The following is a 26,967-nucleotide window of genomic DNA, read 5'->3' on the forward strand; positions in this document are numbered from 1 at the left end:
TTATTTAAATACTTTAAACTACCTAAATGAAGTTATTTATTAATTTTTCATTCGTATTACTATTTATTGCAACTAGTTTTGCTAATACTATTACTAACAACATAATTAAACTTCCTAAGCACTTTAAAACAGAAAAAACTTTTTCTGGCGATTTAAATGATAACGAATCGTTTCATTTAATCTTCTCTAAAAACAAACAAAACAAGATGTATACGATTCATCCTTTTTTGTTCAACGGAAAGGAAATTACTGAAATTAATCCGTTTGAAAATAATAAAGAATTAAGCACTATTTCTTTTCATGAAAAGAACAATATATTAACACTTCTTCTTTCATATAAAGAAAAAAAAAAACATCTTTTAAAGAAAGTAAACATTAATCTTATTACCAAAAAAGTAACTGAAAGTACTCCTGTAAATCACGAAGATTTCTCAGCAGTTATAAGAAACAAAAGTAGTTCTCTTTTGCTTTATAAAACAGATAACAAAATTTCAATTAACAAATATGATGGAAATGATAAAGAAAAATATTTTTCTTTTGAATTAAAAAACGATAGTTCTTATAAAGACTTCTTTAAAAATCAAAATATAAGTACTATTAAAACTGATGAGTTTGTAGCTAATGGATCTACACAACAAGTTAAATTATACTACAAAGACAATATTCTTTATTTTACTAAAGAAGGATATGAGCCTTTGAATGTAAATATTGCAGGTTTTTCACTAAATAATAAAAAGAAAAGTGTTACTCAGTTTTTAAAATTTGATTTAAAAACTAACACTGAGCCAGAATTTTTTTCTTTCAAAAGTTCTTCTGATATAAAATTTAACAAAGCTACTTCATATTTTTCTGACAGAAAGCTTTTTCAACTTGCCATGACTAAGAAAAATGGATCTATAAAAATATCAGATATTAACACTAAAAAAGTACTTAAAGAAATCTCCATAGATAATAATTTAGATCCTTTTATTAAAGGAAATGAAAATTTTGATGGAATAGAAAATTTCTTAAAGAAAGCAAATAAAGTAAAACACAATGCTACTATAACAGTAAATAAAACAAAGAATAATAATCTAAAAATTAGAGTTGATTATGTAAATAAAACTTACTCTTATAACTATAATTGGTGGTGGCATCATCATCATTTTATGATACACCACCAAACAATGATGAATCAAGTTAACTTTAGTACACCTAGAGGTTTTGGTCCTGTTCAACCAAATGATTTTCATTTTGAAAACTATTTAATTAAAAAAGGAAAGAGATATTTCGAAGTAGTTTTAAATAAAAATTATGATTTATTAGACACTAATGAAGATACTATTTATAAAGAAGTAGATAAACAAAAATATATTGATCAATTAGAAAAGATCACAGATCTTAAAAAAGAATCAAGCTGCTTTTTAAAAGATAGCTTTAGATATATAGGTTACTCTCGTAACTTAAATGCTTTTACAATAATGACAAATAAGTTAAAATGATTATATTTAATTACGAAACCGAGTTTAAATTAGAAGATGAAGAAGGTACAAATAAATGGATTCAAAACTGTATTGAAAGAGATGGTTTTGAACTAGGGGAGATCAACTATATATTTTGTGATGATACTTATTTACATAAAATGAATGTTGAATTTTTACAACATGATACACTAACAGATATCATTAGTTTTGATTACACTTTAGGTAAACTTATTGGAGGAGACATTTTTATTTCAATAGAAAGAGTAAAAGAAAACGCAAAAAAATTTAATGTTTTATTTGAAGATGAATTGCATCGTGTTATTATTCATGGTGTTTTACATTACATGAAATACAAAGATAAAACCGATGAAGAAAAAGAAATTATGCGTTCTAAAGAAAATGATTCTTTAAAACTTTTAAACAAGAACTAAAACAGTTCCACGTGGAACAGAATAAAAATTATGAGTTTATTTAACACAACATACGATGTAATTGTAGTAGGAGGTGGGCACGCTGGTAGTGAGGCAGCAGCAGCAAGTGCAAACATGGGCGCACACACTTTACTTATAACAATGAATCTTCAGAACATTGCTCAAATGAGCTGTAATCCTGCAATGGGTGGTATTGCTAAAGGTCAAATAGTTCGTGAAATTGATGCATTAGGTGGTTATAGTGCTATCGTAACTGACAAGACAGCTATTCAGTTTAAAATGCTAAACAAATCGAAAGGACCTGCTATGTGGAGCCCAAGAGCGCAATCTGATAGAATGCAATTTGCAGAGTGTTGGAGAACAATGTTAGAACAAACAGATAATCTAGATTTTTATCAAGACTCTGTTAACGGATTAATTTTTGATGGCGATAGAATTGCTGGAGTAAAGACAGCATTAGGTTTAGAAATAAAAGCTAAAACAGTAATTATTACTGCCGGTACTTTTTTAAATGGATTGATTCATATTGGTGAAAAAACATTTGGAGGTGGTAGAGCAGGAGAAGGAGCTTCTACAGGAATAACAGAAGATTTGGTTGCTAAAGGTTTTGAGTCAGGAAGAATGAAGACAGGAACTCCTCCAAGAGTAGATGCAAGATCATTAGATTTTTCTAAAATGACTGAGCAACCTGGAGATGAAAATCCTGAGAAATTTTCTTATTTACCAACTACAAAAAAATTAACAAAACAGCGTTCTTGTTATTTAACTCATACCAATCCTCAGGTGCATGATATACTTCGCGAAGGCTTTGATCGTTCACCAATGTTTAATGGTAGAATTAAATCAACAGGTCCTCGTTATTGTCCTTCAGTAGAAGATAAAATAGATCGCTTTGCAGATAAAGACCGTCACCAAGTTTTTGTAGAACCTGAAGGATGGACTACCGTAGAAATATATGTAAATGGTTTTTCTACTTCAATGCCTGAAGATATACAAGACAAAGCAATACGATTGATTCCAGGTTTTGAGAATGTAAAATTTTTACGATTTGGTTACGCTATAGAATATGACTTTTTTCAACCGACACAATTAAAACACAATTTAGAAACTAAATTAGTTGAAAATTTATTCTTTGCAGGACAAATTAACGGGACTACTGGTTATGAAGAAGCAGCTGCACAAGGTTTAATGGCAGGTGTAAATGCAGCATTAAAAACTCAAAACAAAGAACCATTTATTTTAAAAAGAAGTGAAGCTTATATTGGTGTTTTAATTGATGACTTAATTACTAAGGGAACAGAAGAACCATATAGAATGTTTACTTCTCGTGCTGAATACAGAACACTACTAAGACAAGATAATGCAGATTTAAGATTAACTCCATTAGGACATAAATTGGGTTTAGCATCTGATGATAGATTAGAAAGAGTAATAGAGAAGAAAGAGAAGACTGATAAATTGATTCATTTTATTACAAACCTAAGTGTAAAGAAAGAAGAAATAAATAAAATATTAGAATCAAAAGGATTATCTCTTGTTAATCAAACAATGAAATTAATAAAGATAGCAACACGACCACAATTAAATTTAAGTGATTTTAATAGTATTGAAAAGCTTCATAATTATATTAAAGAAAACGAAATGAAAGATGATGTTATAGAACAAGCAGAAATTCATTTAAAGTATTCTGGGTATATTGATAAAGAAAAAAACAATGCAGATAAATTAAATAGGTTAGAAAATGTAGTTATTCCATCAAACTTCGATTATGATAAAGTACATTCTTTATCTATTGAAGCAAGAGAAAAGTTACATAAAATTCAACCTTCTTCAATATCACAAGCAAGCAGAATAAGTGGAGTATCACCAAGTGATATTTCTATACTTTTAGTTTATATGGGAAGGTAATAAATAACTAAGTTTATAAAAAGAAAAAACGTTCTATGCCGAACGTTTTTTTCTTTTTACGTAATATTGCATTGAACATAAATAATGTTCCACATGGAACATTATAAAAAAGGAAATAAATTGGATAGAGAAAAAGAGCTTTATGTAAATCTTACTCCGCATTTAAATTGTATTGATCATACAGTTTCTAATGAAAGTTATGAAACAATGTATAACAAAGAGTATGATATGCTTGTAACTTCACCAGTACCCGTAAATTTAGAAAACTACTATTTAAGTGAAGCTTACATTTCTCATACAGATAGTAAAAAAACAATTTTTGACAGAATATATCAATTAGTAAAAAATTACACACTTAACCAAAAATTAAAATTAATTAATTCTTTTAACACAGAAGAAAAAACAATTTTAGATGTTGGTGCTGGTACTGGTGATTTTTTAAAAATTTGCAAAAAAAATAATTGGGTAATTAACGGGGTAGAGCCTTCAGAAAAAGCTAGAAATTTTTCAATTGAAAAAAATATTGATTTAAAAAGTGATATTAAGGAATACGAAGGTAAGCAGTTTGATATAATATCTCTTTGGCACGTACTAGAACATATTCCAAATTTAATTGAATATATAAATCAATTAAAAAAATTATTAAAACCAAATGGTGTTTTAATTATAGCGGTTCCTAACTTTAAAAGTTATGATGCAAAACATTATAAAGAGTTTTGGGCTGCTTATGATGTACCAAGACATCTATGGCATTTTTCAAAAAATTCAATAAAAAAATTGTTCTCTTCTATTGAAATGAAAGTTGAAAAAACATTACCAATGAAGTTTGATTCTTTTTATGTATCATTATTATCAGAAAAATATAAAACAAATAAATCAAGACCATTACATGCTTTTATAACTGGTTTAAGATCTAATATAAAAGCAAAAAGAGATGGTGAGTATTCATCGTTAATATATATTATTAAAAACGATTAAAAACGATTTTAAGACACTTTTAAACATATATAACACATATAAAGGTAAACTATATCTAAAAAAATATAAAAACCTCTTAAATGTAATATTTAAGAGGTTTTTATATAGTTTATTTTTATATTAAACATAAAAATAATAAAATTTATTTATTTAATAAAAACATACCAAAAATTGTAATTAAAAAGTAAACTGCTAAGGTCATTGCACCTGCATAATCTTTAGCTAAGCGTTGTCCTATTAAAAGAAATATTAAAGATAAAGCTGCAATTTGAATTCCTAATAAAGCTAATGCTCCATTTCCTAAAGTAACTAAATTAAAAATACCTATAAACATAAAAGCACCTGAAAGTAATTCCATCACTAAAATAACAACTAGCAAAAGAGGTGCCATATTTTTAAAAGGTGAATTTTTAAAATGTTCTTTTATAAAAGATACATTACCATTCCAATCTGTAACTTTATCAATACCCGATTGTAAAAAGGTTATAATTAAAAAAAGTAGAATTAAAAGTTCTGTTGCATGTTTTTGAATAAGTTCCATATAGTTGATTTTTAGCAAATATAACTTTTATAGTAAAAAAATGTAACATTTTATAAAATATGCGTCAAATAAATAGATCGTAAAAATATGTATCTTTACAATCATACTAATTAAAAAAAAATAAAACTATGCCTATTTATTATTATCCGATTATATTTATTGGATTAATCATTTTGTTAACATCATTTTTTACAGTTAAACAACAAACTGCAGCTATTATAGAGCGATTTGGAAAATTTCACAGTATTCGTCAATCAGGGTTACATTTTAAAATTCCTGTAGTTGATAAGATTTCTGGAAAATTAAGTTTAAAAATTCAACAGTTAGATGTAATTATTGAAACTAAAACCCTAGATAATGTATTTGTTAAACTAAAAGTATCTGTACAATACAAAGTAATAAGAGAAAAAGTGTATGATTCTTTTTACAAATTAGATTATCCTCATGATCAAATTACATCTTATGTATTTGATGTTGTACGTGCTGAAGTACCTAAAATGATATTGGATGATGTTTTCTTAAAAAAGGATGATATTGCTATTGCAGTAAAATCTGAATTGAATGAAGCAATGATGACTTATGGTTATGACATCATAAAGACATTGGTAACAGATATTGATCCTGATGCGCAAGTAAAAGAAGCAATGAATAGAATTAACGCTGCAGATAGAGAAAAAACTGCTGCGCAATATGAAGGAGATGCACAACGTATTTTAATCGTTGAGAGAGCAAAAGCAGAAGCAGAGAGTAAGCGTTTACAAGGTAAAGGTATTGCAGATCAGCGTCGTGAAATTGCTCGTGGTTTAGAAGAATCAGTAGAAGTATTAAATAAAGCAGGAATTAACTCACAAGAAGCTTCTGCCTTAATAGTAATTACACAACATTACGATACATTACAATCTATTGGAGCAGATACAAATAGTAACTTAATTTTACTACCTAATAACCCAAATGCGGCAAGTTCTATGCTAAATGATATGGTTGCTAGCTTCGCTGCAACAAATCAAATAGGGGAGAGTATGAAAGAAGTTAATGCAAATAAAAAAGAATCATAAACTATGATAATATCAACAACCCCAACAATAGAGAATAAACCAGCAACAGCGTATTTAGGTATTGTTACTGGTGAAACAATTATTGGAGCAAATTTTATTAAAGATTTCTTTGCAGGAATTAGAGATATTGTTGGTGGTCGTTCTGCTTCTTATGAAAAGGTTTTACGTGAGGCTAAAGAGACATCTTTAAGAGAAATGCAAGAAAGAGCAGCTTCTTTAGGTGCTGATGCTATTGTTGGTGTTGATTTAGATTATGAAACTGTTGGACCAAGTGGAGGGATGCTAATGGTAACCGCCTCCGGTACAGCAATTAAATTTTAAACATAAAAAAGCCGAAACTAATTAGTTTCGGCTTTTTTTATATGGTAAGAAGATATATAATTACTTTTTATCTTCAGTATTTTCTTCATCTTCGATTTTGGTAGCATCTTTAAATTCTTTGATACCTGTACCTAAACCTTTCATTAATTCTGGAATTTTTTTACCTCCAAACATTAATAATACTAATGCAACTACGATGGCTATTTGCCAAGGTCCAATCATTCCTAAAAATATAGTAAGTGAAATCATTTTAATTAAATTTTACAAAGCAAATATACAAAATTAACTTCTTTGTTCTATTACACCTCCGATTACTTTTTTGTCTTTAAAAACTTCAGGAGTTCCTTTATAAAAAATAGATCCTCCAAAAGAAACTTTAGCATCTAATGTTTCACCTGATTGCACTTCTACTTTAGATCCTGAACCAGCACGTACATAATTTAAATCACTAACCTTTAATTTGTACCCATGATACATTCCTCCTAAATTAGCTTCAACAGTTTGGTTTTTAGTAGAACCTGAAAGCTTAATAACAGCCCCTGAAGTACTTTTAACTTTTAAATGCTTAACATTAACCACCATATTAATAAAAGCGCCTTCTTGGGCTTTTATTTCAACTTGAGGCTGTACTATTCCTTTACCTGTTACAGTAGCTCCTTCATTAGCATCAATTACTTGTAGTATTGATTCATAATAAACCGTTACTCTTACTTTACCATCTGCTGTTGTTTCAGGAAATTTTAAAGCTACTTTTAAGGTGTTATTTTTATTTTTTACAGTTACTTTTTCTGCTTTTTGTCCAGTAATAATAATTTTATTCTCAGTCGATTTAACTAATTCTAAATTAATACCATTAAATACTTTAATGGTGGTAAATTCTCCTAATTTCTTTGTAATTATTGTTTGTGCTGATGCTAACATTGTCATCAGAAACAAACTTAAAAATACTATTTTTTTCATAATAAAATTTGTTAGTTACTTAATATAACCAATAATTATACCAGTACTATAAAGACAAATATTAAAATTTATTGTTACAATTAAAATAAATTAGTGAGATATTAAATGAAAATCTAAATGTTTACGCTCTAAATCGGTATTTTTTACCTTTACAACAACTTTATCACCTAACTGTATTATATTATTTGATGATTGTCCTACGATAGCATATTGTTTCTCATCAAAAATATAATAATCATCTTTTATATCTCTAATTCTAACCATTCCTTCACATTTGTTTGAAGAAATTTCAACATAAATACCCCATTCAGTTACACCAGAAATTACACCCTCAAATTCCTCATCTTGATGATCTTTCATGTATTTAATTTGCATATACTTTATGCTAGATCGCTCCGCTTTTGCAGCCATTTCTTCCATTTGAGAAGAATGCTTACATTTTACCTCATATTCATCTGATTTAGGAGAAGTTCCTCCATCTAAATAATGTTGTAATAAACGATGCGTCATTACATCAGGATATCTACGTATTGGTGATGTAAAATGAGAATAATAATCGAAAGCTAAACCATAATGCCCAATATTTTGAGTAGTATAAGCGGCTTTACTCATAGAACGTATAGCTAAAGTTTCCACCATATTAGCTTCACCTTTACCTTGAACATCAGCTAATAATTTATTTAAAGATTGTGATGTTTTTTCTTTTGTTTCAGTATTAATTTTATATCCGAATTTATTTATAATATTTTGTAATGAAGCCAATTTATCTATATTTGGTTCATCATGAGTACGGTATATAAATGTATTTTTTGTTTCTTTTCCTTTAGAAAAGCCAATAAATTCAGCTACTTTTCTGTTTGCTAACAACATAAACTCTTCTATTAGTTTATTAGCATCTTTAGATTCTTTAAAGAAAACTCCTACAGGATTTGCCTTTTCATCTAAATCAAACTTCACTTCAACTCTATCAAATGATATTGCACCAGCTTTCATACGTTTTTTACGTAGTTTTTTAGCTAATTCATCTAGTTTTAAGGTAGCTTCTACAATTTCTGGTGTTACTTCATATTCTTTATCAATTATTGATATATCAAGCGGCATAGTGTACGGTTCGATGCTATCAGATAATTTACAGTTTTCAATGATTGCTTGTGCTTCTTCATATGCAAAACGCTGATCTGAATACGTTACTGTTCTACCAAACCATTGATTTACAATCTGTGTTTTTTCATTCATCTCAAAAACTGCAGAAAAGGTTAGTTTTTCTTCATGTGGTCGTAAAGAACAAACTCCGTTACTTAACATTTCAGGTAACATTGGTACAACTCTATCAACTAAATAAACTGATGTTGCTCTATCATAAGCTTCATCATCTAAAATAGTTTTTGGTTGTAAATAATGTGATACATCTGCAATATGAATTCCTATTTCATAATTACCATTTTCTAATTTAGTAAATGACAAAGCATCATCAAAATCTTTTGCGTCTTTAGGATCTATCGTAAAAGTTAAATCTTTACGCATATCACGACGTTTTCCTATTTCTGTTTCAGTAATTTCAATAGGTAAATTTTCAGCTTCTTTTTCAATCTCTTCTGCAAATTCATATGGCAATCCATATTCTAATAAAATAGAATGAATCTCCGTTTCATGGTCTCCTGGTTTACCTAAAACTTGTGTAATTTTTCCAAACGGGTTTTTAGAATTTTCTGGCCAGTCGGTCATTTGTACAACCACTTTGTCTCCATCTTCTGCTCCGTTTAATTTGTTTTGAGAAACAAATAAATCAGCAGACATTTTTTGACTATCTGGAATTACAAAACCAAAAGTTTTATTCATTTGTAAAACACCAACAAACTCAGTTTTTTTACGCTCAATAATTTCTACTACTTCAGCTTCTAATTTACTAGATCTTCGTTTTTTATAAACAAATGCCTTAACAGTATCTTGATGTAAACCTTTTCCTAAATTTATTGATGGAATAAAAATATCTTTCTCAAAGTCATCAGACATAAAATATCCATTTCCGTTAGATGTTAAATCTAACGTTCCAATATGATATTTACGGTCTTCGTTAATTTGGTACTTACCTCTATCTACTTCTTTAATTTTTTTTGTTTCATGTAATTCAACTAATTTTTTAAGTACTTGAGTTTTTCCGTCTGTATCAGAAATTCCCATTTTAGCTGAAATTTGTTTATGATTATAGGTCTTTGAACTATCTTCTTTTAATATTTTGAAAATCTTTAAAGTTAAGTCTCTAATTACTTTTCCTTTTTTTTTGTAGATTTTTTTCTTTCTTGTCATTAATCTTTCTTCTTATTTTAATGTTACCAATTTACAAATAAATACATGCTAATCTTTATTAAATAAATGTTATCAATCTATTTTGTATTTTGGCAATACTTTACTTTAATATTTATGATACATTCTTGGTTTATAATTGCTAATCCTGTTTCAGGAAATAAAAAACTTTCTAAAAAATGGAAAGAAATTGAGCAGTTATTAAACGAAAAAAATATCGATTTTTCTTATGCTTTTACAGCGTATTCTAAACACGAGATTGAATTGGTACACACTGCTATTCAACAAGGTTATAGAAATATAATTTCCGTTGGTGGAGACGGTACACTACATCATGTAGTTAACGGAATTATGACGCAAAGATATGTAAAATCTTCTAATATTACAGTTGGAGTGATTCCTTTAGGTACAGGAAACGATTGGATTAAGACTTATGACATACCAAATAACATAAATAATGCAGTAAATTTAATTAAAAAAAAGAAGACTATTTTTCAAGATATAGGGCATTTACAATTAAGTAATACCGCTACTTTTTTTAATAATGTAGCTGGTATAGGTTATGATGGATATGTTGTTAATAAGTTAAATAAACTAAAACGATTTGGCGCAATAGCCTACCTTTTAAGTGGAATTGCTGGTTTATTTTTATATAAAAAAACAAAATTTACTATTGAAGTTGATAATAAATCAATAAAAACAAAATGTTTAATGACTTTGTTTGGTATTTGTAAATACTCGGCAGGTGGTATGCAATTAACTGATTACAAACATTCTAATGATGGTTTTTTTGATATTACAGTTGCTAAAAATTTAACTCTTTTAAATTTAATTGTAAATATTAAAAAATTATATAATGGTTTAATAACAAAACATAACAAAGTAGAAACCTTTACTACAACTACTTTGTTAGTAACTCCTATGTGCACTAAAAATGAACCATTTATACAGGCCGACGGTGAATTAATAGGAAAAGGAAAGGTAACAGCCTCAATCATTCATAAGGCACTACAATTTGTAATTTCATAAAAAATAAAATAATTTTAACAAAACTGTAACATTTATAAATAGGTATCGTCTTTATATAAGAAGTCGTAGCTTATGAAAAACTTACGTAAAATAATTGCTTTATTTATATTCATATTTATTACAGGTATTATTGTAACTGTAGTAAGTATTAATACTACTTTAAATAAAAAAGCACCTACAGAGCTTGTAAAAGCTAAAGACACCTTAAATCTTATTAAAACAAGTAATAAGACAGTATAACAGCACCTTATTACGTTTTATTCTTATTTATCAACATCATTAGTTTTATATACTTAAAATTAAGAATTTTATTCTTTTAAGTTGTTTCTACTATAGATTCTTAATTTCTAAAATTTTCTATTTTTTAAAATTAGATGTTATTAACATATATAATATATATATAAAAGATTTTTAAAATTTAAAAAAAGAAATGATTGTTATTATAGTGTGTTAATATGTAGTATAAATAAATGATTTAAATTTTGGTCATATCACTTATTAAATAAAATAAACATCTTATTATATAAATAACATGTTTAAAATCAACTATAAAATAGAGTTATTAACAATAGTTATAAACAGATGTAAACTAAAAAATATTAATAGTTAATTTTATTTTCATTGTAAAGAAGAGGTTAATTTTATGTTGATAAATGTTTGTTAGAAACTCATAAAAAAAGTTGCGTATGTCATACTACTCGCTGTATTGTTAAAAAAAATGAAATAATCAAATAAACTTTTTAAAATATACTATTACTTCTTAACAATTAACTAATACTACTTAAGTACTTTATATTTAGTAGTTTATTAAGAATACTAAAAAAAGCATTGTTAATTACTGTTGATAACCGTGAATAACTGTATTTTTGTAGTAGACAACTAAATTAAAATCAACAAATTATGACAATTTCCATCGGAAACGACCATGCAGGTACCGAATATAAATTTGAAATTATAAAGTTATTAGAAGAATTAGGTCATAAAGTAATTAATTTTGGAACTAATGATTCAAATAGTATGGATTATCCTGATGCTATTCATCCAACAGCAGAAGCAGTAGAAACTGAACAAGCAGAAATGGGTATTATTTTATGTGGTAGTGGTAATGGTGCACAAATGACTGCAAATAAACACCAAGGTGTACGTGCAGCTTTATGTTGGAATAATGAGTTAGTAGCATTAACACGTCAACACAATAATGCTAATATTTTAACGATCCCTGCAAGATTTGTATCATTACAACAAGCTTTAGGTTTTGTAAAATTATTTTTAACTACAGAGTTCGAAGGTGGAAGACATGCTGATAGAGTAAATAAAATAGCATGTAATTGCTAATAAGTTTTTTATAAAGTATTTTTAATAAAATTATTTAAATGAAATTTTTAATAAAAAATTTTAAAGAATTAACAACTTCAGAATTGTATGAGATTCTTCAATTACGTTCTGAAGTTTTTGTTGTGGAACAAGATTGTGTATATCAAGATCTTGATGGAAAAGATAACAAAGCATTACACGTTATAGGTATTAAGGAAGATAAAATTATAGCTTATACACGTTTATTTAATAGTGGACAATATTTTAATACACCTAGTATTGGTAGGGTTGTAGTTAAAGATACAGAGCGTAAGTATGGTTATGGTCATGATTTAATAAAAGCTTCTATACAAGCAATTGTTAATAACTATAACGAAAATAAAATAACGATTTCTGCACAAACTTATTTACAAAAATTTTATGAATCTCATGGGTTTGTAAAAGTTGGAGAAGAGTATTTAGAGGATGGTATTAAACATATTAAGATGTTATGTGTAAGCGAATAATATACTTCTAAAATAGGTTGATTAAAACCATAAATAAATCCTATTTAAAAATGACATTATCTACCCTGATTTAAAATAAATATTTTTACATATAATTACGGAACAATCATTCCGTAATTATATTACATTTGTATTATTAACATATACAAAAAGACTTATGAGTAACAAACAAGTAACAATTGCTATTATTTTTCACAGTGGTTATGGGCATACAAAAAAATTAGCTGAAGCAGTTTTAAGAGGAGTAAATCAAAATAAATTTTCAAGCTATTTATTTTATGACGTAAAAGAAGCTCAAACAAAATGGAATGAGTTGGCATTAGCTGATGCCATTATTTTTGGTTCTCCAACATATATGGGCTCTGCATCTGCACAATTTAAAGAGTTTATGGATGCTACTTCTAAAAACGTTTTTTACAAAGGTTTTGTTTGGAAAGATAAACTTGCTGCGGGATTTACAAATTCAGCATCAAGAGCTGGAGATAAATTAAATGTACTATTACAATTTACTGTATTTGCAGCTCAACATGGTATGCATTGGATAAATTTAGGTTTACCTCCAGCAAATAATTCAACAACAGGCTCTGAAAATGATTTGAATAGAAATGGTTATTGGCTTGGAGCTGCTGCTCAATCAGATGCTGATCTAGGGCCTGAATTGGCTCCTTCAAATTCTGACCTTAAAACAGGAGAACACTTGGGGGCTCGTGTTACTACTGCTGCTTTGCAATTTAAATACGGGAAAGAGTAAAAAAACTATCCAAATACGGAACAATTGTTCCGTATTTGGATTAACTTTATAAATTAATTATTTTATAAAGCACCTTTTAGATATGGCTAGGTTAAAAGAATTTGATGAAATAGAGATCTTAGATAAAGCAATGAATCTTTTTTGGCATAAAGGTTATGTAGCTACTTCTGCTCAAGATTTAGTTAAAGAACTAGGAATAAGTAGATCTAGTTTATATGATACCTTTGATGACAAAAAAACACTCTACATCAAATCTCTAAAACGATATACACAAACACAAAGCACGGATTTAATCGATTTTTTGAATTCTGGAAATGATTTTAAATTCGTAATAAATTTAGTGTTTAATAAAATAATAAAACAAAGTTTAGAAGATTCAAAAAAAAAAGGCTGCTTTATTGTAAATTCTTCTATTGAATTTTCTTGTAATAGTTCTGAAATTTCAAATATTATCAATGAAAATAATGATAAAATTAAAGAAGCTATTACAGAACTAATTAAAAGATCTCAAGATAATGGACGTTTATCGATAGAGATAGAAGCTCAAAAAATGTCTAGTTTTGTTTATAACAATATTTTAGGTTTTAGAGTAATGTTGAGATCTGGAGCAAACAAAGATGAATTACAAGATATTGTTTCTTTAATTTTAAAATCATATTGAAGATATAGTGCCAACACATAACAATGGTTATAGTTAATACAGGTTTAGGTGCTTAACCCAAAGTTTAGTGTATTTTTATAAAGTCCTTCAAATCTTTTGATTTGGCTTTAAAAATAAAAAGATAAAACAAAATAAAAAGTTTTGGATAAGTGCTTAATCGAAAGTTTACTACTTTAAATTCCCATACTAACCATAGGTACTGTGTTAAAAAATAAATTTTTTATTTAAAATTTTAGGAAATAAGTTGATTCATCAAATTATTACCCTGTGCAGCAAGAGTTTTATGCTTTTTGCTGCTTTTTATTTTCAAATTCAGTATCATAATTTTCTTCATTCTTCCATAAGGTAAATATTAATATTAAAAGTTTTCGCTGTACAGCTACTAAAGCTACCAATGGTTTCGCTTTCCTTGGTTTTAATCTATTGTAAAATTTTTTTAAAGTAGGATTACAGCGAACACAGGTCATTGAAGGCATATGTAAAGTAGCTCTGATATGACTATTTCCCCTTTTACTGATTCTTGTTTTTCCTTTAAAATTACCAGACTCCCTTAATATAATATCATAGCCTGCATAACTCGACAACTGTTTTGCATTAACCATTGATTCAAAACCCAAAGTCTCGTCAACAATCGTTGCTGCTGAGATAAAAGAGAAAGGTTGGAAATAAGTTAGAGGTGGATATTGGTGTAACATTGGAGAATATGAAACTATAAAGAATTTACAATCTCACAATCACTTCTTAAGAGTAAAAGTAGATGAAATAAAACTATATTATTTTTGCTTTAAGTTTAGAAGAAGGAAAATTTTATATTGGATATACTACGAATTTTGAACTAGCACAAAAAAATAATTTTAAAAGAAAAGCCTCAAAATGGACACAAATGTATAAACCAATAGAAGTTCTTTTAAACTTGGAATTTTGAAAGTAAAAACGGAAAAATAGATATGAACTTTGTAGATGAAAAAGTACATATGTATATTGAAAAATATTCAGCTATAAATATTAGAGGAGGTTCTTATATTATTATGAATGATGAATTACATTTAAAAAAAGTTAAATTAAGCATTGCTCAATCGAGTAGACGACTCTAATATATCCAATAAATAAATACTATTTTTAAGTGGTGTTAAATTTGTATTTATTATGTTTTCATTATCAATTAATATTAAAAATTAGACCAATTCTCCAACCTCAATAACTTCTCCAGGTTTCATATTATTTAAAAGAATATCACCAATACGAACTCTAACTAAGCGAAGTGTAGGAAAACCAACAGCAGCAGTCATTTTGCGAACCTGTCTAAATTTTCCTTCTCTAATAATTATTGAAACCCAACTTGTTGGTCCATGACGATCATCACGAATTTTTTGGTTTTGTAACGGAAATTTAGGATCTTCTATTAAAAAAGATTTCCCTGGTAAAGTCATATATTTTTTACCATCAAACCCAATTTCTACACCTTCTTTTAGTTTTTCTACAGCTTCTTGAGTAATAACACCATCTACTTGTACGTAGTATTCTTTTTCTACTTTTTTACTACGCACTTGCGCGCTTACCTTACCATCAGTTGTTAATAACAATAATCCTTCAGAAGTAACATCTAAACGACCTATAGCCATTGTTCCCTCAGGAAAACTATATAATTCACCTAATAATTTTTTCTTTCTCTTAGTTTGATTGTTAATAAACTGAGATAAAAAACCATAAGGCTTATGAATTATAAAGTGTTTGTGATTTTCCATGTACTATTTTAAAATGTACGACAAATTAACAAAAATATTTCGTCCCATTCTAGGGATATTTTTCCAATCAGAATAGGTTGAATAATAGGTATTAAAAACATTTTCTACTCCAGTTTTTAAAATAATATTATCGTTGTTTATATAAAACTTATATCCAGCATCTAGGTTCATAATTGTGTATTCCTTCGTTTTATCTTCACCATAAATTTTAGAAAAATTATTTTGCGTTCCTGCTCCAACTACTTCAATTTTAGAATTAAAGAACCCTTTTGTGTAAACGAGGTTTGCTTTGTACGAAATAGGAGAAATTAATGGTAAATTTTCACCATTAATTTCTTTACCATAATTATAACCAACAGATCCGTTTAAAGTAAAGTTTGAATTAAACTTATAAGTAGTATTTAAAGAAGTATTAAATTGTAGTATATTATCTAATGAACTGTAAACTTTAACACCATCTGCACCAATAACCATTGGTGTATAATTAGTATTTATTTTACCAATAATATAATCTGAAATATAAAATAGAGAGTTATCAAAAATAAATTTAAATTTATTTTTATTATAGGCTATTTTAGCATTGAATTCTAATGACTTCTCATTTTTTAAATTTGGGTTTCCGATGTAATCAAAATTATCGAAACTATTAAATAAAAAATTACCATAACCTTCACTTACTGAAGGTGCTCTTTCGCCATAACCAATAGAAGAAGTATAAGTAAATGACTCCTTTTTATGTGTTATTTGAGCAGAAATACTTGGTAAAAACCTATTTTTTGAAGCTTTTAAATTTGGATAAAAAATTTGTAAACTTCCTAAACCAAAATCACTTGCTATATTATTATTCTGAAAACCTATTCTTGCACTAAATTGAGCTGAAGTAGTTTTATTTATAAAAATTTTGTCTTCTAAATAGATTCCAGAATACAAAGTTCTTACGTCTGGCCAAGTAAGCATAAACATTAATTTTTCTGTACTGTTAGGAGGATACATTGTCATTTCTGCCAACGATTTATTATAATAACCATTAAAGTTAGCTAAAAAAGAATGGTTATTTTTTTTAGCTTTAATTTTAGTGTAAAACCCATAAGTATCACTCCAACCAGGCATATCCATATGAATAGCAACATTTGGTCTTTTAGTATCATCCATTATATGAGTAATAGCATTTGCATAAATTTTAGTTTCTAAATCATTAATAAACTTTTTTTCATTAGAATACTCATAATTTATAGAACCAATAATAGCCTTGGCTAAAGAAACATCCATTGGTAAAGCAGGATATCCAACATCAGTAGCCTCATCATAAATAAGTGTTGCTCCAATTTTTTTAGTGGATGATAATTTATAACCAGTTATTGCTGAAAAATTATATTTATTGTATTGAGAAAATAGTACTTCATTATTATTTCCATCAAAATAATTTCCAGCAGTTCTTTTTATAAAATCGGTATTTAAAAATAATTTTTTATCGTTGTAATTTGCTTCTATACCAATAATTTTTGTGTTCGAATTACTTTCATAACCAAGATCAAATCCGGTAACTAATTTACTACCAACAGATGTAAAATTATTTTTATCTAATTTTAAATCAATAGCACCACCAATGGTTTGCCCGTTTTCATTTCCATGTTGTCCAGAAAAAATGGCAACTTTTTCTAAATTTGAAATATCTACATAAGAAGTAATAGGATCCATTTTATCAGTACAAGCGCCAAAAATTTGCATTCCATCTATAGTAACACTAATTCTATCAGAAATCATGTTATTAATTGTTGGTTCCCATGCATAATTACCTCTTTTAATCATATTAATTTTAGAAGATTCTTCTAAAAATTGATCTAAGGAAGATAATGGTTTTATGTACTTTTTATTATCAACATCTTTTCTTTTTTTACTTATAATAATAATTTCTTTTAAAAAATTATGAGTTTCTAAAGTATCTTGTTTAATGCTTTCTTCTTGAGAATAAATCGTTTGAAATACAGTTAAGAAAGCTATAAGGAATTTAATTTTTTTCATAACTAAATAGTTTATAAAAAATATAAAGCCTAGAATAAATATTTATTCTAGGCTTTAATTATATTTAAAATTCAATCTCTAAAAATAAGCTACTACTATCATTAGTATCTGTAACTTCTTCCCCTTTAATTAAGGTGTTTGTATTGTTATATAACATTAAATTTAATTTCCAATAACCTGTCATTGTAAAAGATAAGTCACCCTCATACATTTTAGATGTAGTATTGTATTCTAAATTAGTGTTGTTTGGTGAACTATGATTTCCCATGCTCGGCATTCTTGGATCTTGTTTAATCATATAATTTTCTACAATAGGAAAAGACATCATAGTTTCCATTTTATATACTCCAATTTTAAAATCATTTAAACCGACTTTTGGTGTATCAGGATTTATTAAAGCTAATACATACTTTGTATTATCACTATCCATAAAAACAGTAACTTTTTTCTTTGAAGAAGCAGGAACAGTAATTTTATCATTTACAGTATATGAAATAGTATTAACCGTATAATCAATTGTTAAATCCCATTTTTCGGTTGCATTTTCTGCCATTTGAAAAATAATATATCCATTATATAAAGTTTCTTTTCCTTCTGTTTTTTGTATTGTAGATTTAGGACAAGAATGCATTTTATTTGTCATATGCATCATTGGTTTCCATGTTAAATTTGCATTTTTTATATAATCACCAGTTGTTTTGTCTTTTATTCTTAAGTATATATTGTTATATCCTTGTTCTAATTTATTTTTAGTAGAAAAAATTTCTACATCATGATCGGTATTAGAAAGTGTTTGTATTTGGTTTAATGCCGTTGTTTCATCTAAAATTAAATTATCATCATTACTAGAACAAGATGAAATGAATAAGGCAATTATTATTGGTAATATATATATTAAAGTTTTCATTTTTATTTTATTAAATATTAGGTACATCACGAAGTATTGGTGTAATTTTAACCAATAAAACGTATAAAAAAGCTGTAATAAATTTATTTATTACTTAAATATTCGATATAATTAAATGAAGTATTTTGGGGGTGGTGTTTCTTTTTCTAAAAAGAAAGAGTCTTTAAATTTTTGTTTATAGCCTATTTTTTTAATGTCTAAATCAGAAACGCATTTAAAACTAACAAGCGTATTTTTAGCTAATAAGAAAACAAAATTTTCTATTAATTTTTTATCATTTTTAGGAGGAGTGTTAGCATTATTATCTGAAGCTTCATTAGTAAGCTTTTTCATTAAATAACATTTTCCATTACAACCCTGTTGATTTTCTTTTTGAACACATAATTCTTTTATTATATAATCTTGATATGAAATATAATATGCTACAACAGATATTTGGTAAATAGTATAGGATACTAATACCATTGCTAAAATAAAAGCAGATACCTTATATGTAAGTCGAAACTTCACTTAGCAAAAATACAACACAAATCATTGTTAAAAAGATGATTTTAGTCATATTCTACAAGAAAAAATAAAAATTAAAGTAGTTCAATCTTACAAGAAAATAATTCTTTACCTGAACTTATTCTCATGTTTTTCTCTGAATAATTTTGAGTTTCTAACAAAGGATATTGAGTTATAGGTTCTAAACAAACCATATTATTAACTTCTGTCCACAACATAAAATTATTAAAATTTTTAGTTGTAATTTTTATATTTGATGAATCATTTTTAATCAGAAGAATTTCATCGGAATTTAAAACTTTATATGCAGCTGAACCTACATTTAGAATATCATTTAAAGTAATTTCTTTTTCTTTAGTTTTTACAATTTCGGTTCCTGAACCTGAAAGTTTAAAACTAGGATGATATCCTAACATATAAGGCATTCCTTTTTCACTATTAATTTCAAAATCAATTTTTAAAGATGAATTTTTAAGAGAAATAATTTTTCTAAAAACAAAATCATAAGGCCAATATAAATTTTCTTGAGTAGATTTTTCAGGGAACTTAGTGTTTTTTACAAGGGTATTTTTTACATATTTTTTTTCAAAAATAACAGTGGTGGTATCACTAGAAATAAGTTTGTAAGTAAGTTCTCGTAATAAACCGTGTTGGTCTTGTTTGCCAATACCATTTTTGGTATCAATACTATAATTATTAAACTTAGTAGGTCCAATAACAGGAAACATTTCTATATCTGAAGCGTTCCAACCAGGTGCATTTTTAGAATGTATAACCTCTTCATTATTAGCAATAAAACTAATAACTTCTCCCTTATTAATAGTTGCCGAACTATGTATCGTTTTTAAAAGAATAGTAGCACTCATATATTTAAAATTTTAAACCAAACAATAATACAAAATGTAGCTTAAAAAGATAGTAAAATAAGCATAGTTTTTTATAACTTAGCGACTCTTATTTTTAATATAATTAGCACGATTTATGGCAGCAGATAAAGAAAAAGAAGCGAAATTAAAAGCGCTTCAACTTACTCTAGATAAGTTAGATAAAACTTACGGAAAAGGAGCAGTAATGAAGTTAGGAGATAGTAAAGTTGAAGATATTGAAGCTATTTCATCAGGATCTTTAGGGTTAGATTTAGCTTTAGGAGTAGGTGGATATCCTCGTGGAAGAGTTATTGAAATTTATGGACCAGAATCATCAGGTAAAACAACTTTAACATTACACGCTATTGCCGAAGCTCAAAAAGCAGGTGGTATTGCAGCTTTTATTGATGCAGAACACGCTTTTGACCGTTTTTATGCAGAAAACTTAGGAATAGATACAGATAATTTAATTATTTCTCAACCAGATCATGGTGAGCAAGCATTAGAAATTGCTGATAATTTAATCCGTTCAGGCGCGGTAGATATTGTTGTAATTGATTCAGTTGCAGCGTTAACACCAAAATCTGAGATTGAAGGAGAAATGGGAGATTCTAAAATGGGATTACATGCCCGTTTAATGTCTCAAGCATTACGTAAATTAACAGGTACTATTAGTAAAACAAAATGTACAGTTATTTTTATTAACCAGTTACGTGAAAAAATTGGAGTTATGTTTGGTAACCCAGAAACTACAACTGGTGGTAATGCATTAAAATTTTATGCATCTGTTCGTTTAGATATTCGTCGTAGAACACAAATTAAAGATGGTGATAGAGTTATTGGTAACAGTACTAAAGTTAAAGTAGTAAAAAATAAAGTCGCACCTCCTTTTCAAATTGCAGAATTTGATATTATGTATGGAAAAGGAATCTCTAAAGTTGGTGAAATTTTAGATATTGGTGTTGAATACGGAATTATAAAGAAAAGTGGTTCATGGTTTAGTTATGGAGATACTAAATTAGGTCAGGGTAGAGATGCTGTTAAAAGCTTAATTAAAGATAATCCAGAATTAGCAGAAGAATTAGAAGGTAAAATTAAAGCTGCTATTGAAGAGCAAGAGTAAGTAAATATATACATATTAAAAGTTCTAAATATATTATTATTAAAGCTGTAGAATAATTTCTACAGCTTTTTTTTGTTGGTTTTTTTAATGATTTTATACTTTTTTTATTGATTTATTATCATATAGTGGTATTATATTACCTATACTTATTATTTATGTAAAGTTAATGTTAAATTGTTGGAAATTAACTATTAATAAAACCCTTCAAAGATGAAAAAACTAACAAAAATTATCTTATTGTTTATAGGATTATTATCACTTCCTATGTATTGCCAAGAAAACAGTGATATACCCATTCGTTGTGAAACACCATCAAGACAAAATTATTTTTCACAAAATAATAAAGCAAAAATAGAAGCTGATAAACTTGAGGAATTAACTAAAAAAATTATAAAAAAAAGAAAAGAACAATTTAAAAATGGAACAGCAAGTAAAGCATCAAAATATGTAATACCTATAGTATTTCATGTTTTTGGAACTGACTTTGTTGGTAAAAAAGTTGATGATGCTTTGGTTAAAGAAGCATTAAAGAAAACGAATGAAGATTTTAACGGACTTAATAATGATTTTAATGATGTATCTAACAGGTTTAAAAACCTTAGAACTACATTAGATGTTGAGTTTCGTTTAGCTCAAGTAGATCCAAACGGAAACCCAACAACAGGAATAAACTATTATACTAATAGAGCTGGTTTTGGAGCAGACAATATTTATGATGATGAAATAGCTAAGTTTGCTTGGGATAATTATAAATATTTTAATGTTTACATTCTTTTAGATTTAAAAAAGGATGGTAAACTTAATAGATCAGGAGTAGCTTGGTATCCAAATAAAGATCAGTCTGATAGAAATGTAGCAAGAGCAGTTTTTAATGGAAGATATTTAGGAACTAATAGTGATGAAAACTTTAGAAGAATACTAACTCATGAATTTGGACACTATTTAAATTTAGCTCATACTTTTGAAGGAGGATGCTCAGGTACAGGCGATAATGTAGATGATACTCCTGCTACTACAGTTAGTTTAGATTGTGTAGTTACACAAGAAAAATGTGCTGGAGCAGGTATTCCAAATTCAGAGAATTTTATGGATTATTCTGATTGTTATAGAATGTTTACAAGGGGACAAGTACAGCGTATGCAAGCTGCTTTAGAATTTTCTTCAAGAAAACCTTTATGGCAAACAAATAATCATGCTCAAGTATTTTCTCAAAACCCTAATGGGCCAGAGTTATATTATGATTTTACCACATTTACAGAAAGTTTTGAAAATAACGGAGCTATAGGTGGAGGAAGAGACGTAAAAATTAGATTAGTTAATGGACCAAAATTTTCAAACATTGGTACATTACCTAGTAATAGCTATACTGTTGAAAATCTACCTTTAGGTTTAAGTGTGCAAGTAGTAAGTAGTAGCAATACTGAGGCGGTTATACGTTTATCAGGAAATGCAACTAATCATACAAAGGTTAATAATATAAGAAACTTAAAAATAACATTTAATAACGCAGCTTTTTCAGGTTTTAACGCTACAAATATTAAAGGATATAGCCGACCAAATTTACGTGTAGAATATAATAATGCTTATGAAAGTACATATTTAACTTTTAACGAATTAAGACAAGTTGCTATAGATGGAAATAATTTTGTTGGTTTTGGAATAACCAAAGGTCAACAAAGACCTAGATATGAACTTTCTGTTGATGATAATAAATTAATGATTGGGTTCGATGCTGGTGCAAAACATGTAGCTGTAAATGCTAGTAAACAAGTTTTGCTAATTGAAGAAGGTACTACAATTGGACCTAATTTAAATTGGAATCATGATGATAGAGATAGACTTTTGTCAGATAATACTTATCAAGCTTGGAGAGGTAAAAGAGGTTTTGTAGGTATGAGAATTGAAAGAGAATCTTTTCCCGGTAAATATTTTTATGGATGGGCAAGAATTGAAGTGTCTTCAGACGGTAAAATAGCTCGATTTATAGATTTTTATTCACATAAAAATCCTGAAGCATCAGTAAAAGCAGGTATAACAGATAAACCATTTGTAGCATTATCTAAACCAGTATTTTTTGAAGATGAAATTAATAACGGTACATTTTCTGAAGAAATAGATATTATTTTAGAAGGAACAGCAAGCTTTACATCTCAAAATTTAGCAAGTGGAATACATTTTACGGTAGATAATTTACCACTTGGTTTAACGGCAACTATTCAGAAAATAAATAATAAATTAGGTAAATTAAAATTACAAGGTACTGCTAGTAGCCATGTTACCGGTGATGGTACATTAGCAAAATTAAAATTTAAAGATGCTGCATTTAGTGTTGTACCTAGTAATAAAACAAACTTTGATTTACAAGTTCGATTTTTTGATCCTTATGATATCACTTATATAAGTACTGAAAATTTAACTCCGTGGATAAATAGTAGTAATAATAATAGATGGATATATATTGATACAGATTTTGATTTTGGTGATAATTCAAGGTATTCTATAAGTCATTATACTGATAATTCTGGCAGTGGAGAATTTGTAGTATTAAATGGTAGAGGAAAAGGATTTACAATGGATGCTACTACGCTACATCCTATTTCACTAAGTGTTGGAACACAAGTAAATGCATCAAGTAGTTTTGTATCTACCGGATATGGAGTTAATAATGCTCCAAAATTATCAGGAACGAATGTTCCTCATAACGGAAAAGTAACATATACAGGGTTACGTTTTAGAGATAGAGCTGGAAGATTACATTATGGTTGGATGAAATTTGAATCTAAACCAAACGGATTTGAAGCTAGGTTACTAGCTATAGCTTATAATAAAAAACCTAATGAAGCTATTACAGTAGGTCAAATACCTAACGATTATTGTTATGCAGCTGCAAATATTAATGAGAAGTATGATGATTCTTCTAGTGCTATAGGAACTTTTAATTTTGAACAGTTTTCTCAAAAGTCTGATTTTCCTCTAAACTATACTAATTTCAGAAGTAAAATGATAAAAGTTCGTCCTGGAGCAAATAGTTTTTCTATAAAAGATGATGGAATAAAAACATCTGGTACTAACATTCTTGGAATTTGGATTGATTTAAATGGAGATAAAGATTTTGAAGATAATGGAGAACAAATTCATATGTCAAACCCTTACCCTGCTGGTACTGACTATGGAGGTGAAGTAACGTTACCAAATGTAAATGGAACATATACGTTACGAATAACAATGAAAAATGAAACAGAATCAGATAACCCTAAACCATCTCCTTGTGATTTCTTTTTACATGGTGAAGTTGAAGATTATACAATTAATATTTCAAATTTAAATCCAATATATCCAGTAGCTAAATTTGAAATGCCAACAAGTATTTCTGCAAAAGAATTATTGGTAGTAACAGATGCTTCTACTAGAGAACCAGATTCATGGAACTGGGAATTTGAAGGAGGAATTCCAGCTACATTTAATGGCAAAACACCGCCAAGTATCTATTACGAAAATGTAGGAAATTTTAAAGTGAAATTAACAGTTAAAAAAGGAACTGTTTCACAGAGTATAGAAAAATTATTAAAAGTTAATCCACATCCAACAGCATATTGTGAAGTTTCAAGAAGAGGTACTTATCCAAGAAGAAACGATGTAACTAAAGTTGTTTTTGGTGATATTAATAATATAACTGAAAAAGGAGGAACCGGATATGGTGATTTCACTAGTCTGTCTACAAGTCTTGTGCAAGGACAAACATATCCTATAGAATTAACAACATATCAACAAATTACAAATGCAACAAGTGAAGCAGGAACTAATTTAGTTGTTTGGATTGATTGGAATAGAAACAATGAATTTTCTGATAATGAAATTGCTTATGAAAGAAGAGCAGTAGCTTCAGATACTCCTGATATGGTATTAAATGGAAATATAACAGTTCCTAAAATTTATTCAAACGGAACATCTTTAATGAGAGTTATCCGTTATTATTCATACGATAATAATGATAGACCAAGATGTGGTGAAATAGTTGAAGCAGATATTGAAGATTATACAGTTAACCTTACAGGAACAACTGTACAAGCTCCAGTAGCCAGTTTTGAAGCAAATTCAACTATAATTACAGCAGGAACAATGATTGTTTTTACTGATAGTTCTACGAATAGTCCTACAGGATGGTCATGGTCTTTTGAAGGAGGTATACCAGCTACATCAACAGAACAAAATCCTTCAATTAAATATAATTCAGAAGGTATATTTAAAGTAACATTAACAGCTAGTAATTTAGGTGGTAATAATACTGAGATAAAAGAAGGATATATTACAGTAAATAAAGGCTCTAATATTATGTATTGTGAATCAGCAGGAACACGTGTACAATACGAATGGATTTCAGGAGTAAAAGTGGGTAGTTTTATAAATAATTCAGATGCTAAAAAGTATTCAGATTTTACTTCAAAAACAATAACGTTAGCAGGTGGGTCAACAACTGATATAACCTTAACATCTGGACATTCAGGTACTGTTTATAAAGAGTATTTTAAAGTTTGGATAGATTATAATCAAGATGGTACTTTTGGAACTGATGAGGTAGCTTTTGATGCTGGATCCTCTTCAACAACAGCAGTGACAGGAACAATAGAAGTACCAACAACCGCAAAAGCAGGAAATACAAGAATGCGAGTATCTATGAAATATAATACTGCTCCGAATCCGTGTGGTAGTGTTGGAGATGGAGAAGTAGAAGATTATACTGTAAATATTTCAGAGTCAACAAATCCAAATCCTATTACCTATTGTGAATCAGCAGGAACACGCGTACAATACGAATGGATTTCAGGAGTAAAAGTGGGTAGTTTTATAAATAATTCAGATGCTAAAAAGTATTCAGATTTTACTTCAAAAACAATGACGTTAACAGGTGGGTCAACAACTGATATAACCTTAACATCTGGACATTCAGGTACTGTTTATAAAGAGTATTTTAAAGTTTGGATAGATTATAATCAAGATGGTACTTTTGGAACTGATGAGGTAGCTTTTGATGCTGGATCCTCTTCAACAACAGTAGTAACAGGATCAATAGTAGTACCAACAACTGCAAAATCAGGAAATACAAGAATGCGAGTATCTATGAAATATGATACAGCTCCAAATTCATGTGGTAGTGTTGGAGATGGTGAAGTAGAAGATTATACTGTAAGTATAAACTCTAGTACTCAGGCAAAATTTAATACTTTTAATGTAAAGTTAGATGAAACTACAATATATCCTAACCCGGTTAGTAGTGAATTGATGGTTACTTTCAGTAAAAATACTGTAATTAAAAATTCGAATATTATCATTCAAATAGTAGATATTACAGGTAAGAAGATTAAAGAAAAAACAAATATTAATAATCAAAAAATTAGATTTAATTTAGAAGATTTACAAAGTGGAACTTATATTTTACAGATATTAAATGGAAAGAAAATAGAATATAAAATGTTTATAAAAAAATAAAGTATACATGTAAAATATATATTATAAAAAGCGGTTGAAATTTCAATCGCTTTTTTTTTTAATAAATTTACGACAAAACAATTTTATT

Annotated in this window: 25 protein-coding genes; 15 read left to right on the forward strand and 10 right to left on the reverse strand. The window is 27.8% G+C overall.

What is annotated here, in order from left to right:
- Window positions 1–26 precede the first annotated feature (26 nt).
- From CXF68_RS03965 to CXF68_RS03980, 4 genes are all read left to right on the forward strand, one after another.
- Window positions 27–1,481, forward strand: a complete 1,455-nt coding sequence (locus tag CXF68_RS03965) for a hypothetical protein (RefSeq protein ID WP_101043071.1) — start codon at window positions 27–29, stop codon at window positions 1,479–1,481.
- Window positions 1,478–1,894, forward strand: a complete 417-nt coding sequence (gene ybeY / locus CXF68_RS03970) for an rRNA maturation RNase YbeY (protein WP_101043072.1) — start codon at window positions 1,478–1,480, stop codon at window positions 1,892–1,894. Before CXF68_RS03965 ends, ybeY begins: the two co-directional genes overlap by 4 nt.
- Before the next feature lie 30 nt (window positions 1,895–1,924).
- The gene (gene mnmG, locus CXF68_RS03975) at window positions 1,925–3,802 is read left to right on the forward strand and encodes a tRNA uridine-5-carboxymethylaminomethyl(34) synthesis enzyme MnmG (protein WP_101043073.1); all 1,878 of its coding nucleotides are present in this window, start codon (window positions 1,925–1,927) and stop codon (window positions 3,800–3,802) included.
- A gap of 93 nt (window positions 3,803–3,895) precedes the next feature.
- Entirely contained in the window at window positions 3,896–4,780 is an 885-nt protein-coding gene (locus CXF68_RS03980; RefSeq protein ID WP_101043074.1) for a class I SAM-dependent methyltransferase, read from the forward strand.
- Window positions 4,781–4,922: 142 nt separating this feature from the next.
- Here CXF68_RS03980 and CXF68_RS03985 read toward each other — a convergent pair whose 3' ends face one another.
- A complete protein-coding gene (locus CXF68_RS03985) occupies window positions 4,923–5,321 on the reverse strand; it encodes a DoxX family protein (RefSeq protein WP_101043075.1) in 399 nt (132 codons plus the stop codon).
- A gap of 128 nt (window positions 5,322–5,449) precedes the next feature.
- Between CXF68_RS03985 and CXF68_RS03990 the strand changes: the two genes are divergently transcribed.
- Both CXF68_RS03990 and CXF68_RS03995 read left to right on the forward strand, forming a co-directional pair.
- On the forward strand, window positions 5,450–6,376 hold the full coding sequence (locus CXF68_RS03990; protein ID WP_101043076.1) for an SPFH domain-containing protein: 927 nt from the start codon (window positions 5,450–5,452) through the stop codon (window positions 6,374–6,376).
- 3 nt (window positions 6,377–6,379) lie between these two features.
- On the forward strand, window positions 6,380–6,697 hold the full coding sequence (locus CXF68_RS03995; RefSeq protein WP_101043077.1) for a heavy metal-binding domain-containing protein: 318 nt from the start codon (window positions 6,380–6,382) through the stop codon (window positions 6,695–6,697).
- Window positions 6,698–6,757: 60 nt separating this feature from the next.
- Here CXF68_RS03995 and CXF68_RS04000 read toward each other — a convergent pair whose 3' ends face one another.
- The 3 genes from CXF68_RS04000 to rnr form a co-directional block, all read right to left on the reverse strand.
- Window positions 6,758–6,946: a twin-arginine translocase TatA/TatE family subunit gene (locus CXF68_RS04000; protein WP_101043078.1), complete on the reverse strand. Its 189-nt coding sequence runs from the start codon at window positions 6,944–6,946 to the stop codon at window positions 6,758–6,760.
- A gap of 33 nt (window positions 6,947–6,979) precedes the next feature.
- Window positions 6,980–7,657 (reverse strand): head GIN domain-containing protein, encoded by a 678-nt coding sequence (locus CXF68_RS04005; protein WP_101043079.1) that lies wholly within the window; start codon window positions 7,655–7,657, stop codon window positions 6,980–6,982.
- A 90-nt stretch (window positions 7,658–7,747) separates the two neighbouring features.
- Window positions 7,748–9,964, reverse strand: a complete 2,217-nt coding sequence (gene rnr, locus CXF68_RS04010; RefSeq protein WP_101043080.1) for a ribonuclease R — start codon at window positions 9,962–9,964, stop codon at window positions 7,748–7,750.
- A gap of 114 nt (window positions 9,965–10,078) precedes the next feature.
- On the opposite strand from rnr, the gene CXF68_RS04015 reads away from it, so the two are divergent.
- The 6 genes from CXF68_RS04015 (at window position 10,079) to CXF68_RS04035 (ending at window position 14,222) form a co-directional block, all read left to right on the forward strand.
- Window positions 10,079–10,990 (forward strand): diacylglycerol kinase family protein, encoded by a 912-nt coding sequence (locus CXF68_RS04015; RefSeq protein WP_101043081.1) that lies wholly within the window; start codon window positions 10,079–10,081, stop codon window positions 10,988–10,990.
- A 72-nt stretch (window positions 10,991–11,062) separates the two neighbouring features.
- Window positions 11,063–11,230 carry a hypothetical protein gene (locus tag CXF68_RS20780; RefSeq protein ID WP_169720514.1) on the forward strand — a complete coding sequence of 56 codons (168 nt, stop codon included), beginning with the start codon at window positions 11,063–11,065 and terminating at the stop codon, window positions 11,228–11,230.
- Window positions 11,231–11,890: 660 nt separating this feature from the next.
- Entirely contained in the window at window positions 11,891–12,325 is a 435-nt protein-coding gene (gene rpiB, locus CXF68_RS04020; protein ID WP_101043082.1) for a ribose 5-phosphate isomerase B, read from the forward strand.
- 38 nt (window positions 12,326–12,363) lie between these two features.
- The gene (locus CXF68_RS04025; protein ID WP_101043083.1) at window positions 12,364–12,810 is read left to right on the forward strand and encodes a GNAT family N-acetyltransferase; all 447 of its coding nucleotides are present in this window, start codon (window positions 12,364–12,366) and stop codon (window positions 12,808–12,810) included.
- Between the two features lie 121 nt (window positions 12,811–12,931).
- Window positions 12,932–13,561 (forward strand): flavodoxin family protein, encoded by a 630-nt coding sequence (locus CXF68_RS04030; protein WP_369800550.1) that lies wholly within the window; start codon window positions 12,932–12,934, stop codon window positions 13,559–13,561.
- Window positions 13,562–13,643: 82 nt separating this feature from the next.
- A complete protein-coding gene (locus tag CXF68_RS04035) occupies window positions 13,644–14,222 on the forward strand; it encodes a TetR/AcrR family transcriptional regulator (protein ID WP_101043085.1) in 579 nt (192 codons plus the stop codon).
- 281 nt (window positions 14,223–14,503) lie between these two features.
- Here CXF68_RS04035 and CXF68_RS04040 read toward each other — a convergent pair whose 3' ends face one another.
- On the reverse strand, window positions 14,504–14,917 hold the full coding sequence (locus tag CXF68_RS04040; protein ID WP_101043086.1) for a transposase: 414 nt from the start codon (window positions 14,915–14,917) through the stop codon (window positions 14,504–14,506).
- 252 nt (window positions 14,918–15,169) lie between these two features.
- Between CXF68_RS04040 and CXF68_RS20480 the strand changes: the two genes are divergently transcribed.
- Window positions 15,170–15,316, forward strand: a complete 147-nt coding sequence (locus tag CXF68_RS20480) for a hypothetical protein (RefSeq protein WP_157821848.1) — start codon at window positions 15,170–15,172, stop codon at window positions 15,314–15,316.
- 81 nt (window positions 15,317–15,397) lie between these two features.
- Here the strand turns inward: CXF68_RS20480 and CXF68_RS04045 are convergent, their stop codons facing one another.
- From CXF68_RS04045 to CXF68_RS04065, 5 genes are all read right to left on the reverse strand, one after another.
- Entirely contained in the window at window positions 15,398–15,967 is a 570-nt protein-coding gene (locus CXF68_RS04045) for a pseudouridine synthase (protein WP_198553746.1), read from the reverse strand.
- Between the two features lie 3 nt (window positions 15,968–15,970).
- Window positions 15,971–17,989, reverse strand: coding sequence for a TonB-dependent receptor (locus CXF68_RS04050; RefSeq protein WP_101043087.1), 2,019 nt, complete (start codon window positions 17,987–17,989; stop codon window positions 15,971–15,973).
- Between the two features lie 64 nt (window positions 17,990–18,053).
- Window positions 18,054–18,896: a hypothetical protein gene (locus tag CXF68_RS04055; RefSeq protein WP_101043088.1), complete on the reverse strand. Its 843-nt coding sequence runs from the start codon at window positions 18,894–18,896 to the stop codon at window positions 18,054–18,056.
- A 111-nt stretch (window positions 18,897–19,007) separates the two neighbouring features.
- Entirely contained in the window at window positions 19,008–19,406 is a 399-nt protein-coding gene (locus CXF68_RS04060; protein ID WP_101043089.1) for a hypothetical protein, read from the reverse strand.
- A 71-nt stretch (window positions 19,407–19,477) separates the two neighbouring features.
- Window positions 19,478–20,269 (reverse strand): aldose 1-epimerase, encoded by a 792-nt coding sequence (locus CXF68_RS04065; protein ID WP_101043090.1) that lies wholly within the window; start codon window positions 20,267–20,269, stop codon window positions 19,478–19,480.
- Between the two features lie 115 nt (window positions 20,270–20,384).
- Here CXF68_RS04065 and recA point away from each other — a divergent pair, with 115 nt between their 5' ends.
- Together recA and CXF68_RS04075 are read left to right on the forward strand one after the other, a co-directional pair.
- On the forward strand, window positions 20,385–21,392 hold the full coding sequence (gene recA, locus CXF68_RS04070; protein ID WP_101043091.1) for a recombinase RecA: 1,008 nt from the start codon (window positions 20,385–20,387) through the stop codon (window positions 21,390–21,392).
- A 210-nt stretch (window positions 21,393–21,602) separates the two neighbouring features.
- A complete protein-coding gene (locus CXF68_RS04075; protein ID WP_101043092.1) occupies window positions 21,603–26,879 on the forward strand; it encodes a GEVED domain-containing protein in 5,277 nt (1,758 codons plus the stop codon).
- Window positions 26,880–26,967 lie beyond the last annotated feature (88 nt).

This window comes from Tenacibaculum sp. Bg11-29, assembly GCF_002836595.1.
Lineage (GTDB): Bacteria > Bacteroidota > Bacteroidia > Flavobacteriales > Flavobacteriaceae > Polaribacter.

Coding starts and splice junctions, on each gene's coding strand:
- CXF68_RS04045 (WP_198553746.1), bottom strand. CDS start 15,967: ATGGAAAATCACAAACACTTTATAATTCATAAGCCTTATGGTTTTTTA.
- CXF68_RS04015 (WP_101043081.1), top strand. CDS start 10,079: ATGATACATTCTTGGTTTATAATTGCTAATCCTGTTTCAGGAAATAAA.
- CXF68_RS03995 (WP_101043077.1), top strand. CDS start 6,380: ATGATAATATCAACAACCCCAACAATAGAGAATAAACCAGCAACAGCG.
- CXF68_RS04055 (WP_101043088.1), bottom strand. CDS start 18,896: ATGAAAACTTTAATATATATATTACCAATAATAATTGCCTTATTCATT.
- CXF68_RS04065 (WP_101043090.1), bottom strand. CDS start 20,269: ATGAGTGCTACTATTCTTTTAAAAACGATACATAGTTCGGCAACTATT.
- mnmG (WP_101043073.1), top strand. CDS start 1,925: ATGAGTTTATTTAACACAACATACGATGTAATTGTAGTAGGAGGTGGG.
- rpiB (WP_101043082.1), top strand. CDS start 11,891: ATGACAATTTCCATCGGAAACGACCATGCAGGTACCGAATATAAATTT.
- CXF68_RS04000 (WP_101043078.1), bottom strand. CDS start 6,946: ATGATTTCACTTACTATATTTTTAGGAATGATTGGACCTTGGCAAATA.
- ybeY (WP_101043072.1), top strand. CDS start 1,478: ATGATTATATTTAATTACGAAACCGAGTTTAAATTAGAAGATGAAGAA.
- CXF68_RS03990 (WP_101043076.1), top strand. CDS start 5,450: ATGCCTATTTATTATTATCCGATTATATTTATTGGATTAATCATTTTG.
- CXF68_RS04035 (WP_101043085.1), top strand. CDS start 13,644: ATGGCTAGGTTAAAAGAATTTGATGAAATAGAGATCTTAGATAAAGCA.
- CXF68_RS20480 (WP_157821848.1), top strand. CDS start 15,170: ATGAACTTTGTAGATGAAAAAGTACATATGTATATTGAAAAATATTCA.
- CXF68_RS04040 (WP_101043086.1), bottom strand. CDS start 14,917: ATGTTACACCAATATCCACCTCTAACTTATTTCCAACCTTTCTCTTTT.
- CXF68_RS04075 (WP_101043092.1), top strand. CDS start 21,603: ATGAAAAAACTAACAAAAATTATCTTATTGTTTATAGGATTATTATCA.
- rnr (WP_101043080.1), bottom strand. CDS start 9,964: ATGACAAGAAAGAAAAAAATCTACAAAAAAAAAGGAAAAGTAATTAGA.
- CXF68_RS03985 (WP_101043075.1), bottom strand. CDS start 5,321: ATGGAACTTATTCAAAAACATGCAACAGAACTTTTAATTCTACTTTTT.
- CXF68_RS04025 (WP_101043083.1), top strand. CDS start 12,364: ATGAAATTTTTAATAAAAAATTTTAAAGAATTAACAACTTCAGAATTG.
- CXF68_RS04050 (WP_101043087.1), bottom strand. CDS start 17,989: ATGAAAAAAATTAAATTCCTTATAGCTTTCTTAACTGTATTTCAAACG.
- recA (WP_101043091.1), top strand. CDS start 20,385: ATGGCAGCAGATAAAGAAAAAGAAGCGAAATTAAAAGCGCTTCAACTT.
- CXF68_RS03965 (WP_101043071.1), top strand. CDS start 27: ATGAAGTTATTTATTAATTTTTCATTCGTATTACTATTTATTGCAACT.
- CXF68_RS04005 (WP_101043079.1), bottom strand. CDS start 7,657: ATGAAAAAAATAGTATTTTTAAGTTTGTTTCTGATGACAATGTTAGCA.
- CXF68_RS03980 (WP_101043074.1), top strand. CDS start 3,896: ATGGAACATTATAAAAAAGGAAATAAATTGGATAGAGAAAAAGAGCTT.
- CXF68_RS20780 (WP_169720514.1), top strand. CDS start 11,063: ATGAAAAACTTACGTAAAATAATTGCTTTATTTATATTCATATTTATT.